Annotated in this window: 14 protein-coding genes; 11 read left to right on the top strand and 3 right to left on the bottom strand. The window is 43.9% G+C overall.

Annotation, left to right across the window (positions count from 1 at the left end; genetic code table 11):
- Positions 1 to 161, bottom strand: a 161-nt coding sequence (locus tag C8R11_RS13585) for a methane monooxygenase/ammonia monooxygenase subunit C (protein WP_280523906.1), incomplete at its 3' end; no start/stop codon positions are given.
- 589 nt (positions 162 to 750) lie between these two features.
- Here C8R11_RS13585 and C8R11_RS16795 point away from each other — a divergent pair.
- The 3 genes from C8R11_RS16795 (at position 751) to C8R11_RS13570 (ending at position 2,839) form a co-directional block, all read left to right on the top strand.
- Positions 751 to 1,026 carry a DUF3293 domain-containing protein gene (locus C8R11_RS16795; protein ID WP_244907689.1) on the top strand — a complete coding sequence of 92 codons (276 nt, stop codon included), beginning with the start codon at positions 751 to 753 and terminating at the stop codon, positions 1,024 to 1,026.
- Between the two features lie 93 nt (positions 1,027 to 1,119).
- Positions 1,120 to 2,007, top strand: a complete 888-nt coding sequence (locus C8R11_RS13575; RefSeq protein WP_107796167.1) for a Tim44 domain-containing protein — start codon at positions 1,120 to 1,122, stop codon at positions 2,005 to 2,007.
- Positions 2,008 to 2,344: 337 nt separating this feature from the next.
- Entirely contained in the window at positions 2,345 to 2,839 is a 495-nt protein-coding gene (locus C8R11_RS13570) for a DUF2165 family protein (protein ID WP_107796166.1), read from the top strand.
- A 27-nt stretch (positions 2,840 to 2,866) separates the two neighbouring features.
- Here C8R11_RS13570 and C8R11_RS13565 read toward each other — a convergent pair whose 3' ends face one another.
- Positions 2,867 to 3,289, bottom strand: coding sequence for a PGPGW domain-containing protein (locus C8R11_RS13565; RefSeq protein ID WP_107796165.1), 423 nt, complete (start codon positions 3,287 to 3,289; stop codon positions 2,867 to 2,869).
- Positions 3,290 to 3,728: 439 nt separating this feature from the next.
- Positions 3,729 to 4,331, bottom strand: coding sequence for an RBBP9/YdeN family alpha/beta hydrolase (locus C8R11_RS13560; protein ID WP_181258264.1), 603 nt, complete (start codon positions 4,329 to 4,331; stop codon positions 3,729 to 3,731).
- Positions 4,332 to 4,470: 139 nt separating this feature from the next.
- Between C8R11_RS13560 and C8R11_RS13555 the strand changes: the two genes are divergently transcribed.
- The 8 genes from C8R11_RS13555 to C8R11_RS13520 all read left to right on the top strand — a co-directional run bounded on the left by C8R11_RS13555 (position 4,471) and on the right by C8R11_RS13520 (position 15,021).
- The gene (locus C8R11_RS13555) at positions 4,471 to 5,607 is read left to right on the top strand and encodes a D-alanyl-D-alanine carboxypeptidase family protein (protein WP_090702634.1); all 1,137 of its coding nucleotides are present in this window, start codon (positions 4,471 to 4,473) and stop codon (positions 5,605 to 5,607) included.
- 36 nt (positions 5,608 to 5,643) lie between these two features.
- Complete coding sequence (locus tag C8R11_RS13550; protein WP_107796163.1) at positions 5,644 to 6,498, top strand: D-amino acid aminotransferase; 855 nt, start codon at positions 5,644 to 5,646, stop codon at positions 6,496 to 6,498.
- Positions 6,499 to 6,540: 42 nt separating this feature from the next.
- A complete protein-coding gene (locus tag C8R11_RS13545) occupies positions 6,541 to 6,804 on the top strand; it encodes an HP0495 family protein (RefSeq protein WP_107796162.1) in 264 nt (87 codons plus the stop codon).
- Between the two features lie 28 nt (positions 6,805 to 6,832).
- Positions 6,833 to 7,471 (top strand): lipoyl(octanoyl) transferase LipB, encoded by a 639-nt coding sequence (gene lipB / locus C8R11_RS13540; protein ID WP_107796161.1) that lies wholly within the window; start codon positions 6,833 to 6,835, stop codon positions 7,469 to 7,471.
- A 23-nt stretch (positions 7,472 to 7,494) separates the two neighbouring features.
- Positions 7,495 to 8,439, top strand: coding sequence for a lipoyl synthase (lipA, locus tag C8R11_RS13535; RefSeq protein WP_107796160.1), 945 nt, complete (start codon positions 7,495 to 7,497; stop codon positions 8,437 to 8,439).
- A 366-nt stretch (positions 8,440 to 8,805) separates the two neighbouring features.
- A complete protein-coding gene (locus C8R11_RS13530; RefSeq protein WP_107796159.1) occupies positions 8,806 to 10,101 on the top strand; it encodes an exonuclease SbcCD subunit D C-terminal domain-containing protein in 1,296 nt (431 codons plus the stop codon).
- 11 nt (positions 10,102 to 10,112) lie between these two features.
- Positions 10,113 to 13,361, top strand: a complete 3,249-nt coding sequence (locus tag C8R11_RS13525; RefSeq protein ID WP_107796158.1) for an AAA family ATPase — start codon at positions 10,113 to 10,115, stop codon at positions 13,359 to 13,361.
- 154 nt (positions 13,362 to 13,515) lie between these two features.
- The gene (locus tag C8R11_RS13520; RefSeq protein ID WP_107796157.1) at positions 13,516 to 15,021 is read left to right on the top strand and encodes a carboxypeptidase M32; all 1,506 of its coding nucleotides are present in this window, start codon (positions 13,516 to 13,518) and stop codon (positions 15,019 to 15,021) included.
- Positions 15,022 to 15,122: the final 101 nt, after the last annotated feature.

The raw sequence follows: 15,122 nt of genomic DNA, 5'->3' as shown, positions 1-15,122 counted from the left end.
TCCATGCCATGTGAGTACGCAAACGTGCGCTGATACCAGATCCAGAATATCGCGACCGCCAGCATGATACCCATGCCCAGTTTGTAGTACTTGGAGTCGTACCACAATGACATGTCGTAGCCGGCACTTGCCGCACTGCTCGTTCCCATTGTTGTTGCCATGATAATCTCTCCTTGTGATTTTATAATTCTAAATGGTTAGTATTAGAAGAAAGTATCCAGTACTCAGTTTCTATAAAAACCATATAAATAAGATGGCCAATTATTAGAAAAGTTTCGAATCATTTTTTTGAAATATTTTTTGTAACGTTCCGAAAATTATTGAAATTTAAGCGTGTGCATCCATGTATGTTATTTGGATTGGTGAAATAATTTTAATTAGCTGCATTTGCATACATAGAAATTTTAGCTGGCTGTTGATAAACATTTTTTAGGCAGGTGAGGTAAAGCAAAGACAGGCCATAAGACCAAGGCGGAGTTTATGCACAATAAACGAGTTTTTTGAGTTCATTTTTAATGCCCTGGCGGGAGCGCAGATGGTTATTCAGCAGCTGGTTGGATATTCCGAATAACACAACTTGAGATTTAATAATTGATTTTCAATAACTCGGAAATTTCTCCAGATCTTTTCACAAATTATTGTCGCGCTGTCTATCAAGTTGGCATCGGAGTTGATGCGTTCATTTTGCGCATTGATCAATATTCCAAACCTCTGCATGAACTTCTCGTTTTAAAGAATGTATCCAGTGCGGTGATCGTTTCTGCATATAATCCTTTCAGCCAAATACAAAGCCATGAAAGAAACTTAACTGCGCATGCTGCGCTTCTTGAGATACTGCGACGCGACGCAGTATCCATTATTGAAAGTAAGAATATTGATCCGTCCGGAATTTGGACAGATGAGAAAAGTATATGTATTTTTGGCATGAGTATTGACACTGCTCGGGCACTTGGTCGGCAATTCAGCCAGAATGCCATTGTTTGGACTGGATGCGATGCTGTCCCGCGAATAGTTTTGCTTCGATAGTCGATAATAGCGTTAGCACATACTCTTACTTTAACTATGATGCTAAAGGCAATGCTATACTCATCTTTTTAGCAACAACTTGGGAGATCAGTTATGAAAAAAATGCTTACCTTCCTGACATTGGCTTTCTTCACGATTAGTTTAATTGCAGTTGATGCAGAAGCCAGGCGTATGGGGGGCGGTAAAAGCTTTGGTAAACAGCGTCAATCCTTGAACCAGCAGTCTACTCCAAATCAACAACAGCAAGCGCCTGCCCCGGCCCAAACGCCAGCTTCACCAGCCGGCGGCGGCAGTAAGTGGGGGGGCGCATTAGCGGGTTTGGCGGCTGGTGGTTTATTAGCCGCGCTGTTTATGGGTGGCGCCTTTGAAGGGATCAATATGATGGATATTGTTATGTTGATTCTGATTGCAGGGGTTATCTTTTTCATTATTCGTATGATGCGTAAACCGCGAACTGAATCGTCATCGCAACCAATGCAATACTCGAGTGTTAATACGACTACGCAAGGTGGGGCAACATCTCCACCGTTCGGTCAAACAACCGCTTCTTCGTTTGAAAGTGCTGATATAGATCAATCGAATATTCCCGCTGACTTCAAGGTAGAGCCATTTTTGCGCAATGCTAAAATGTCTTTTATTCGACTGCAGGCAGCGAACGACATTGGTGATGTCAATGATATACGTGAATATACGACGCCAGAAATGTTTGCTGAAATCAGTATGCAGATTCAGGAACGCGGCGATTTGCCACAAAAATCTGAAGTCATGTTTCTTGATGCAAACTTACTTGATGTCGAAACAAGCAATGACTCGGCGATTGCAAGTGTTCGTTTCACCGGTCAAATACGTGAATTGCCCGATGGAGAACCTGAGGCTTTTGATGAAGTCTGGCATGTAGAGAAAAATTTGAAAGATCCAGACTCTGTCTGGTTGCTGGCAGGTATTCAGCAGGTTTCTGATACTGATCTAGCAGATCGTTGAAAGCCGTTCTCGAGGCGAGTGATACAAGAAAAAAACAGACGACAAAATTGCTGCAGGCAGGTTTTGAACAGCTGAAAGCCGGCAGCAAAGGGCGACGCGCATAATGTACCGGGTAAGAGTGGATTTATGCAAAAAAGAGTATTTTGAATCTGTTTTTAACGCCACAGCGGCAACCGCAGATAGTGCTTAAACAGCCTGCTAACAGGTAGTTAATATTCAAAACCCTGCCTGGTATGAAAGCCAACTGGGCCAGGGTTTTTATTTTAATTCACTTCTTTTTGAATCTCATTCTTAAATGGACCGTGCATAATTTATAGATTAGCGATTGCTTATATTCATGTATACGAGACTTTCAAAGATTGCCTTGGTCTGGGCTGTCGCCTTCTTTGCAACATTGGCTGCCTTCAGTAATGTGGCGGATTATGGCTCAAATTTCACTGTTATCGGGCATGTGCTCAAAATGGATACCACATTTCCTGATAACAATGGTATGTGGCGCGCGATCGAAGCTGCCTGGGTTCATCACTTGGTTTTTTATTTAATTATTTTTATCGAAGCGGCCGTGGCTGTATATTGTTGGTTGGGCGGTTTTTATTTATACAAGTCCAGGCATGATCTTGTGCAATTCAGCCAAGCAAAAAAACTTGCAATTCTCGGTTTAACTTTGGGTATTTTGTTATGGCTTGTCGGGTTTATGGCAATTGGTGGCGAATGGTTCTTGATGTGGCAGTCACAGGTAGCCAACGGTCAGCAGGCTGCTTTTCGATTGGTTGTTATTCTGTCTGTCATATTGATATATTTGATTCAGCCGGATGAAGAAAAAAGCATCTAATCATATAAAAACAAATGGTTCTTTTAATTACGACAAAGTTAACGGCGATTTGTTGTATTTTTGACGCATCGTATTAATTGTACTCAGAATGATAGGTTGCTTAATTATTTTGGCTTCAAGCAGACGTTTATTTGGAAAATCCAAAAAAGATAGACCTACTAACATCGTTAGGATGCCCTGGCCGGGTAAAAAAAGCATGATAAAACCCGCAATCAAAAAGACCCCGCCTATAATGTTTTTTGCAATTAGTCCCAAAATTCTCAAAATAGGGTGATGATTTTTCATCCAGTTGCGGGGAGCGCGCGTATCAAAATAGTCGTGCGGTAAGCGAACCAAGATCACGGGAATAATAGCCAATGATGCAACAAAACTGATAATAGAAATAATAGTCAACTTGAATAGAAAATCAACAGAAATCCATTGCTCAACAGTTATCAATAAATTATCCATTTTTTAATTCCTCAGATGGTTAAATAAGATATCGATGAAATAAAATTTCAAGCGGTTGTGCTCAGTCCGTTGGCAAAGCCTTTTAGGCTTCTTACTTGTCATAGTAAAGCAGCCTTACTGAATGAAATAATTTAAATTATGTCACAGACATTTTTTAAGAACATTTTGCTGCGTGTTTTGCCAACGTCCGCATTTGAACCTGCTGTCATATAATGTTCGGACGATCGACGTAATTTACTAACAGACTGTGGAAAGACTGTCTGCATTGTCGTTGTGGCGTTAAAAACAGATTCAAAATACTCTTTTTTGCATAAATCCACTTTTTACCCGGTACATTATGCGCGTCGCCCTTTGCTGCCGGCTTTCAGCTGTTCAAAACCTGCCTGCAGCAATTTTGTCGTCTGTTTTTTTCTTGTATCACTCGCCTCGAGAACGTTCTTCAACAATTTGGTAACGATTGCTTCTCGCCTGTTTCAATATTTAGCATGCAAAGCTTGAGTAACAGCGGGAATGTATCGTATGGTTGCTTCATATGATCCGAACCAAAATGTCCTTCTCCGGACATGACGACCAGGGTTCCGCCCAGATTTTGTCGCATCAATTCGCCCTGTTCCTGGCCGCAACTCCATGGATCGTTATCAGAATGAATGAATGTGAATGCATCGCAGTTCTTTTGAATTGCACCAATGTCAAATCCAACAGGAAAAGTCATATCATTCAGTTGGTCGCCTGGTATCGGCTTGATAAATCCGGCCACTGAAATCGCATGCTTTACAGTGAAATCTGAGCGGGAAAGTAGTCTGAAGATCAATGACCCGCCCGCAGAGTGGCCTACCATCAAATCATAGTCACGATGTGTTGATGGTGATGTTGCGACTATCTCTTGTGCCCACTTATCCAGGTCTTCAAAACTGCTGCATTCAGATAAAGAAGGCGCCCATACGTGAAATCCATCGGCCTCCAAAGAAGTCTTTAACCATGGAATCCAATAGCTCGTTTTTGAACCACCCAGACCATGAAACAACGCAGCCTTTTTTTTCATATAGATTATATTGCTCATTTAAATCAAAGCAGTAAATTATCATAAAATGAAATAGGTGAATACCGCTTCTTTTTTTGAGAAAAGGCCAGTTTAAGAATTGCCAAGAGCAGGCTATAATAATCATTTTCCATATATATTCATGAAACGCTTACTTCCAATATTGATATATCTGGTTGTATCACTACCAGTGCTTCCGGTGCCAGTATCAGCTCAACAACCCGCAATATCGATTGCCGCCAAAGCGTATATGTTGTCGGATTATCAGTCCGGCCAGGTGCTGGCCAGTCAAAATGTGCATGAGCGTGTTGAACCGGCATCATTAACCAAGCTGATGACAGCCTATATTGTTTTTTCTGCACTAAAGCAGAATCGTATACAGTTGGATCAGATTGTGCCGGTGTCAAATAAAGCATGGCGTATGATCGGTTCGCGCATGTTTATCGAGCCTAACAAGGAAGTAACGGTCGAAGAACTAATTCGCGGCATGATAGTGCAATCTGGTAATGATGCGTGCATTGCGTTAGCCGAGATTATTGCCGGTTCTGAAGAAATTTTCGTACAAATGATGAATCAGGAAGCGCAACGTCTGGGAATGAAAAATACGCATTTCATGAACACGACGGGCTTGCCTGACCCTAATCACTATACTTCTGTGCATGACTTGACTTTGCTTGCCGCTGCGATCATTCGCGACTTCCCCGGGTTTTATCCTTTGTATTCACTCAAGGAGTACACATACAATAATATTACGCAGCCTAATCGTAATCGTCTGCTATGGCTCGACCCGCATGTCGACGGTATGAAAACGGGTTGGACGAAATCGGCTGGCTATTGTCTGATCACTTCAGCAAAACGCGATAAAAGACGTTTGATATCCGTAATCATGGGCGCCAAGTCAGCCAATGCGCGGAGTATGGAGAGTCAGCGGTTGTTAAATTATGGTTTCCAATTTTACGATACCGTGCACTTATATAAAAAAGGTGAAGTGTTGACTTCGATTGAACTTTGGAAGGGCGCTCAAGATGTGCTTAAGGCGGGTTTTAATAATGATGTTTATTTTTCGATACCCAAAGGGCAGGCTGATAACCTCAAGGCAACAATGGCATATAAACAGCCTTTAATTGCGCCCATTACCGTGGGACAAGAAGTGGGAACAGTAAAATTCACCTTAAATGGTCAATTGGTGGAGAGCTATCCGTTGGTCGCGCTGGAAAACGTGGATATGGGAAATTTCATTGGCCGCGCCTGGGACAGCTTCATGCTGCTTTTTAACTAATCGTATTTCGTATTTACGTTTTTAAGATAGGGCATTATGATATTTTTGAATGGACATTTCATGCCAATTGAGAAAGCTTGCATCTCTGTGCTGGATCGCGGTTTTATTTTTGGCGATGGTGTGTATGAAGTGATTCCTGTTTATTCACACAAGCCTTTCCGGTTGACGGAGCATTTGCATCGTTTACAGCATAGTCTGGACGGCATTCGGTTAAAAAATCCGTATACGAATAAGGAATGGCATGATCTGCTCGAGCAAATCATTGCCAAGAACAAAGGCGAGGATCAGTCAGTTTACCTTCACATCACCCGTGGTGTGGCCAAGCGCGATCATGCTTTCCCTGATACGCCGCCTACGGTATTTATCATGAGTAATCCATTGTTGCCGCCACCGCAGGAATGGCTAACGAATGGTGTCGCAGCCGTTACTGCAAGTGATAATCGCTGGATTCGTTGTGATATCAAGTCTATTTCCTTGTTGCCAAATGTATTGCTGCGTCAGATTGCGGTTGATGCAGGTGCGATTGAAACGATTCTGATCAGGGACGGTTTTCTTACGGAAGGATCAGCGAGCAATATTTTTGTTGTGAGAGATCAGGTGCTGCTTACCCCGCCCAAGAGCCATTTAATGCTCCCGGGTATCACATATGACGTGACGCTTGAGCTGGCAGTCGCCAGCAATACCATTCATGAGGTTAGAGAAATTACTGAAAATGAATTGTTTTCCGCTGAGGAAGTCATGCTGACTTCCTCTACCAGAGAAATCATGGCGATTACCCGTTTAAATGACCAGCCTGTCGGTAATGGCAAACCCGGACCAAAGTTTAGACAGTTACATCAGCTATATCAACAGTATAAGGCAACGCACATGCGTGCTGGCGCAGTGAATTAAAAACTGCGTATTAAATCATAACAGCAATTTTTTAATATCTGCATGTCTGAAGATTCCTTAATTGAATATCCCTGCGATTTCCCGATTAAAATTATGGGCAAAGCGGAACAGGATTTTGCACCGATAACGCTGGCGATTGTTAAACATCATGCGCCTGATTTCGATGAAACTACCATGGAGGTTCGCTCAAGCAAGAGTGGCAATTATCTCAGTATTACCTGCACTATTCACGCGACATCACGCAGTCAACTGGATGCGCTTTATCGTGCATTGACCAGTCATCCGATGGTGTCGGTCGTTCTCTGATATTAGCTTGAATCAAGGTTCGGCACGTATGGCACTGAATGATAAAACTGCGCTTGGTCATCGTTTTATTATCAGACAAAAGGGGCTGGCGGATTATGATTCGACCTGGAAGGCTATGAAGGATTTTACTGATACGCGCACATCACAAACATGTGATGAAATATGGTTATTACAGCATCCTGCTGTTTATACACAAGGTGTTGCTGGCAAACCGGAACATTTATTGATTGAAAATGATATTGCCGTGATAAAAACAGATCGTGGAGGGCAGATTACTTATCACGGCACAGGACAGTTAGTTGCCTATTTGCTATTGGATATCAAACGGTTAAGGTTGGGTGTACGTGAGCTGGTCAGAAGAATGGAAAACGCTGTGATAAACTTGTTGGGCGAATACCAGGTCAAAGCGCATGGACGTATTGATGCACCGGGTGTCTATGTTGGCAAAGCTAAAATTGCATCGCTAGGGTTGAAAATAAAAAAAAATTTCTGTTACCACGGGATTGCATTGAATGTTGATATGGATTTGCGGCCGTTTTCTGCTATTAACCCATGTGGCTATGCGGGTATGCGGGTGACGCAAACAAAGGATCAGGGGATCACGGATGGATTGGAGGCACTCAGCTTAAAGTTGGCCGATCATTTGCAAAATGAATTAACTCATTAAGAAAAGGAAATAATAAACATCATATGACTTCTGAAATACGTCAGAAAGGTGCTGACAAAACAGCACGTAATCCAGTTAAAATCAGTCCGCAATCTCGAGAGAATTTGCTGCGCAAACCATCCTGGATTCGAGTACGATCTTCCAACAGCCAGGCATTCTATGAAGTCAAACGCATCCTGAGAGAGCAAAAGCTGCACACTGTTTGTGAAGAGGCTTCTTGTCCTAATATTGGTGAATGTTTTGGTAAAGGAACGGCTACATTCATGATCCTGGGTGATCTCTGTACACGACGTTGTCCTTTTTGCGATGTAGCCCATGGTCGGCCCAAACCACCGGATTCTGAGGAACCGTTGCATCTGGCGCAATCCATTTCCGCCATGAAACTGAAGTATGTGGTTATTACGAGTGTAGATCGTGACGATTTGCGCGATGGCGGTGCACAGCATTTTGCCGACTGCATCCATGAAATACGTCAGCATGCACCGCAAACAAAAATTGAAATACTGGTACCCGATTTCAGGGGCAGGCTGGAAGTTGCGCTGGAAAAACTGGCTGCATGTCCGCCTGATGTGTTGAATCATAATTTGGAGACCGTGCCGAGGCTGTATAAACAATGCCGCCCTGGTGCTGATTACGAGCATTCATTGAAGCTTTTGATGGATTTTAAAGCTCGGTTCCCTGAGATCCCTACAAAGTCCGGATTGATGGTAGGGCTCGGTGAAACCGATGAGGAAATCCTGCAAGTACTGCACGACTTACGTGCCCATAATGTGGAAATGCTGACCATTGGTCAATACTTGCAACCCAGTATTGGTCATTTGCCGGTTCTGCGTTACGTTACCCCTAAAGGATTCAAAGCATTTGAACAGGCTGCGGTTAAAATAGGATTTACTCATGCTGCATGCGGGCCTATGGTACGCTCCAGCTATCATGCCGATCAGCAGGCACACGAAGCGGGCGTGGTTTGATGAAATATAAAAATCCTACATAGGATAATTCATTATATGCAGTAGTATGCGCGATGGAGAAAATAGGTGTGATAGGTTGAATATTTCCAGCTTAAGAGTTGCTGCGCATTGCGAGGGTGGCTTGTAAAAACAGAGAACTGGTGGGGCATTATGCCTTTGCGTTTGTCAGTTAATTATAAATGTACCATCTGTTGGGATTGTAGATTGGCGCGAGAAATTTCGTTTCCGATATTGTTGGGTTCACGGTGTGTTCGTCTGTCTACTTCGCCGACAAAACGCTATTCAGCTTTTGATTAAAACCGGTTGTACAGGTAGGAATAGCGCTCATATTTTCTCGTTTCATAGTCCACTATGTGACTCTAAATCATGAAAATTCTCCATACCTCCGACTGGCATATCGGCCGAACACTATATGGCCGTAAACGTTACGCTGAATTTGAGGCATTTCTATCCTGGTTGGTAGAAACAATCCAACGTGAAGAAATTGATGCTTTGCTGGTCGCAGGCGATGTGTTTGATACCACTACGCCTAGTAACGCTTCACAGACGCTTTATTATCGTTTCCTGTGCCGAGTTGCGGCTTCCTGTTGCCGGCATGTTGTGGTGATTGCGGGTAATCATGATTCGCCTTCGTTTCTCAATGCGCCGAGAGAACTGCTGAAAACGCTTGATGTACACGTTGTTGGCAGCGTGTCTGAGTATCTAAACGATGAAGTGCTTGTGCTCAAAAACGAAAATGGGGTACCGGAATTGATTGTTTGTGCTGTCCCTTATCTGCGGGACCGCGATATTCGCTTAGTGGAAGTAGGCGAAAGCGTTGAAGACAAGGAACGTAAATTGATTGAAGGGATTCGCAGTCATTACAGCGAAGTGGTTGCCATTGCAATACGAAAGCGAGATGAGCTTTTGAAACAGCTGCGGAAACGTGCGCAATTGATAAAACAGACGATACCAATCGTTGCCTTGGGGCATCTTTTTACTGCCGGAGGACAAACCGTAGAAGGCGACGGGGTGCGGGAACTGTATGTTGGGTCACTGGCGCATGTTTCGTCGGGTATTTTTCCGGATAGTCTGGATTATCTGGCGCTCGGGCATTTGCATGTGCCGCAGAAAGTGGGGGGTTCTGAAATCAGACGTTACAGCGGTTCGCCGTTATCGATGGGATTTGGTGAGGCAAGGCAACAAAAAAGTGTAGTAATTGTAGAATTTGATGCTCATAAAGAGCAGGGCAGTCAGTCAATCGAAAATCTTCAAGCAAAAATCACGCTCATTCCAGTACCTGCTTTCCAGATGCTCGAACGTGTCGAAGGCGACTGGAAGGCCATTTCAAACAGAATTCTGGAATTATCAGCAACCGAATCTCAGGTCTGGCTCGAAGTCATATTCAAAGGTAATGAAATTCAGAAGAACCTGCGCGAGCGTCTGGATGCAATCATTGCGGGATCAAAGCTGGAAGTGCTGCGCGTTAAAAATACACGTATCATTGATCGGGTGCTTAATCAGATACATGATGAAGAAACGCTGGATGATATCGATGTCAATGAGGTGTTCGAGCGTTGTCTGGCTGCTAACAATGTGTCAAATACGCAACGTCCGGAATTAATTCAAGCTTACAAGGAAGTAATGATGTCTCTTTATGAAGACGAGCGCGCACACAGATAGAGAGGCAGCTTGTGCGTATTCTCCAGGTAAGGTTTCAAAATCTTAATTCACTGATCGGTGAATGGGCGATTGATTTTACGCACCCCGCATTTGTATCAGACGGGATTTTTGTGATTACCGGTCCAACCGGTGCGGGTAAGACAACAATCCTCGATGCCATATGCCTGGCACTTTATGGACGCACGCCGCGGCTGAATAAAGTTACCAAAGGCAATAATGAAATCATGTCCCGTCAGATGGGGGAATGTTTTTCCGAAGTGACTTTTGCAACCCAGGCGGGTCGTTATCGGTGTCACTGGAGTCAGCATCGAGCCCGGAAGAAACAGGATGGCGAATTGCAGGCGCCCCGGCATGAAATTGCCGAAGCCGATTCAGGAAAAGTGCTGGAAACAAAAATGATTGAAGTCGCCAAACAGATCGAGAAGGTGACCGGGATGGATTTTGATCGTTTTACCCGTTCGATGTTACTTGCGCAGGGTGGTTTTGCGGCATTTTTACAGGCAGATTCCGACGAACGGGCGCCACTACTGGAGCAAATCACTGGTACTGACATTTACAGCCGGATATCCATTAAAGTACATGAACGCCAGCGTGTTGAGCGTGAAAAATTAAACCTGTTGCAGGCAGAAATATCATGTATAACAATTCTGACCGGTGAACAGGTAATCGAAATGAACCGTGAACTGCATGAGAAACAAAAACAGGAAACTGAAATTGCCGCAAAAATACTGCAAACAGTTGGTGCACTTGCTTGGTTAAAAAATATTGATGACTTGCAATCGGAAGTCAACACCTTGTCTGCAGCGATTGAAAAGCTGAATGTTGAGTTTGCAGTTTTTAAACCGGAGCAGGAACGATTGCGCCGTGCTGAAAAAGCGGCTGAATTCGATGGTCATTACGCCACATTGATTTCTCTCAGACAACAGCAGCTTGAAGACCGTCAATCGCTTAAAACTGAGGAATCCAAACTGCCTGAAGTAGCATCCTACGTTCAGAAAACAGAACAGATGCTGAAAGGTGCCGAACAGATAACCGTGAAGACCAGAAAAGCACAGAAAGCCGCAGCACCGTTAATCCAGAAAATACGTAGCCTTGATCAGCAACTTCTTGACAGAAAAAAAATAATAGAAGCTGCAGCTGAACAGCGTGAAAACATTGCAGAGCAGATTGCGTTGGACAAACGCATTCTGACGCAGGAACAAAAGAAACTGGAGGCGGCCCGAAATGATTTAAGGCAGATACAGGAATATTTGCAAAAGAATGCCCGGGATGAGCGGCTTGTCAGTGATCTGACCGGCATTGAGGAACGGCTGAACACGCTGATTTCAGTTCAGAAAGATATCGCTGAAAAAAAAGCAACGCTCGAAAAAGTGATAGAGCAACTGCAATCGACTCGAAAGAATCTCACTGTTCAAGCAGATTTACTTACCGTTCGTAGGCAGGATCTGTTGGCTGTACAAAAAAAGATTGAACGCAGCAAGAACGATTTAAATACATTGCTGGATAATCGATTGCTGCGTGAGTATCGTGCAGAAAAAGACACTTTATTGCACGAGATGACTTTATTGCGCAGGATTGCTGATCTTGAATCTGAGAGAATCAGACTCGAAGACGGCAAACCTTGTCCACTCTGTGGATCCACAGAGCATCCATTTGCAGCGGGTAATGTCCCGCAGATGGATGAAACCGAGAAAAAAATTATGAAACTGGCTGCGTTTATCGAAAAGGCTGAGCGACTTGAGGCTGAAATTAAGGTGTTGGAGGCAGCAGAGAAGCAGACGCTTAAGGAAGTGACAGTATATGAAAAACTTGAAACAGATGCGGCGAATGAACAAAGAAATGTCGAAAAAAGCCTGCAGGATATGACGCTGGCGCTTGAGAAAAGCAGTCAATATTTTGTTGAATTGAATCGATCTGCGTTGGCCAGATTGCAGCCATTGGATATTCAGGAAATGCCCGATACAGACTTGCCCTTGTTTCTGGAATCTCTGAAAAAACGGCTGGATAACTGGCGGAATCGAATAGCACAGCAAGCTGTCATAGAAAAACGAATTGCTCAGCTTGAGAGCAATCTGAAAAAGCTCACAGCGGTTATTGACACCCAGGACAAAGCGCTGCTTGAAAAACAATCTGTACTGAAGACGCTCAAAAAGGAATTTGAGATGCTAAGTGTTGAGCGTGAGAATTTGTTTGGAATCCGGAATCCGGATGCAGAGGAAGTTCGGTTGGAAAAGGCTGTGCTGGATGCGCAATTGAAGGAAAAAACCGAACGGTTGTCTTGGGATGAAGCCAGGCAACTGCACCACACGATCACAACGCATATTGCTTCGCAGAAAGCGCGAATTGATAAAAAAGAGCCCGAACTCCAAAAGCTCGAGGCTGCGTTTTTGAATACCTTGCAATCAGCCGGATTTGATCATGAACAGCTGTTTGTTGCCGAACGCTTAACGTTACAGGAAAGAGAGAAAATAAAGACCGAAGCAAAGGCGCTTGATGACCGGTATGCTGATTTGCAGACGCGAAAAAAAGATCGAGAGCATCGTCTGATGATAGAAATTGGCAAGAAGATGACGGCATCCAAACGAGAAACGCTGGAGCATGAAAGCAAATTATCCGAGCAAACATTAAAGCTGCTCCGGGAAGACATTGCCGGATTAAACCATAAGCTGATGTATAACAGAGCAGCTATAAAAAAAATCAAGGAAAAGCAGGTGTTAGTTGAAGCACAAAAATCAGAATGTGATCGATGGGATCAGTTGCATAGTCTGATTGGCTCGGCTGACGGAAAGAAATATCGTAACTTTGCACAAGGATTGACTTTTGAAATCATGATCGGCCACGCTAATCGACAGTTGCAGAAACTAACCGATCGTTATTTGCTGATGCGTGATGATGCGCAGCCACTCGAGTTAAATGTAATAGACAATTATCAGAATGGTGAAATCAGATCTACCAAGAATCTTTCGGGCGGGGAAAGTTTCATCGTAAGCTTGTCGCTGGCATTGGGGCTATCGCATATGGCCAGTAAAAACGTTCGGGTTGATTCGTTATTTTTGGATGAGGGTTTTGGGACGCTGGATGAAGATGTGCTCGATACAGCGCTCGAGGCACTTGCAAGCCTACAACAAAACGGCAAATTGATCGGCGTAATCTCACATGTGCCAATGCTCAAGGAGCGCATCAATACACAGATACAGATTACCCCGGGGACCGGAGGGAGAAGTCGGATTGATGGGCCTGGCGTTGTGAGTATGTCGTAAGTTTCTATAAGTCTGGCACTTTATCATTACTCAGTTGATGGAGTACTAGGTATTCTCGGGAAGCATTTTGTATAATTACCGCTCAATTCAATCGGACAATCATTGATTAAAGCCGGAGGCTGTTTGATTATTGTCTGGATAACCTGGTGCAAAAATGAATAAAAATTATCAAAATCTGGTAGAGAAACTGGAAGAAATTTCACGTTTAAACGGCGTGTTGAGCACGATTGCGTGGGATCAGGAAGTGATGATGCCGTCGGGTGCTGCGCACGCACGGGCAAAGCAGATTGGCGCGCTATCCGGTGTAATTCATGCGCGCATGACAGATCCATTTTTGGGTGAATGTCTGGAACAATTGCAAGACCAAACTGAGCATTTTAACGCAATTGAGCAATGCAATATTGAGGAAGCGCGCCGGAATTACGATTTGATGACTAAAATTCCCAGGCAATTGGTCCAGGCGCTGGCTGAACTGGGGTCTCACGGACATGCTGTCTGGGTGCAGGCGCGCCAGGAAAACAAATTTTCTGATTTTGCGCCGGTTATTAAAGAGTTCCTGAAGCTAAAGAAAGAATGGGCGGCCTGCGCTTTTCCGGACATGTCTGCCTATGATGCCAATATCGATCTATTCGAGCGCGGCACAACAACCGCAGAAATTACCGTTATTTTTGATCAATTAAAAGCGGCCCTGATACCGCTCATTCATCGCATAGAACAGCATTCCTATCATCCGGATACCTCCTTTCTGCAAGGTCATTTTCCGATAGAGAGGCAGGCTGCGCTGGCGCGTAAAATCAGTGAAAATATTGGCTTTCAGTTTGACAAAGGGCGCATGGATATTTCTGTGCATCCATTTTGTGGCGGCAGCCACCCGACAGATGTGCGTATCACAACGCGTTACAACACGCATGATTTTGTTGAGTCATTATATGCCATCATCCATGAAACAGGGCATGCGCTCTATGAACAGGGGCGTATGCTTGAATACAGCGACTTGCCAGTTTCAGAGTCATTGACAATGGGTATACATGAATCGCAGTCATTATTCTGGGAACGCATGATTGCGCAAAGCAGAGTATTCTGTGCGCATTATTTTGAAACGATTTGTGAAACTTTTCCAGGCAGTCTGCAAAGAGCTACGGTAGATACATTTTATCAGGCTATCAATGCCTGCAAACCCGGGTTTATCCGGGTAGAGGCCGATGAATTAACGTATCCATTACATATCATCCTGCGATTTGAGATTGAAAAGGGATTGTTCGAGGGCAGCATTGCAGTTGACGATTTGCCTCAAGTCTGGAATGAAAAAATGGCGACGTATTTAGGAATAAAGCCACCCACAGATACGCTGGGAGTGTTGCAGGATTCCCACTGGAGCAGCGGTGCTTTTGGGTATTTTCCTTCGTATACACTGGGTGCTATTTATGCATGCCAGTTTTTTATGACGATGCAGAAAGCATTACCGGATACGGATAAAAATATAGAAGCTGGAAATTTTAAACCCGTCAAAAACTGGTTAAATGAGAAAATTCACAGCCAGGGCAGGCTCTATACGCCGCAAGAGTTAGTGTTAAGGGTAACGGGCGAATCATTGAATCCACAACATTTGATTAATTATCTCAAAACCAAATACAGTGCGCTCTACAAATTAGATGACTAAATAAATGATGAAGGTGTGAAAGCTTGGGCAAGCGATGATCAGTATTTGTTTTTATTCACCCAAGTAATTTCCTGCTGCCTTCTGAGCAAATTCTGATACAA

The organism is Nitrosomonas aestuarii (genome assembly GCF_003046585.1).
Taxonomy (GTDB): Bacteria; Pseudomonadota; Gammaproteobacteria; order Burkholderiales; family Nitrosomonadaceae; genus Nitrosomonas; species Nitrosomonas aestuarii.
The sequence above is the reverse complement of the archived record's forward strand: the minus strand, read 5'-3'. Positions and strand labels throughout refer to the sequence as shown.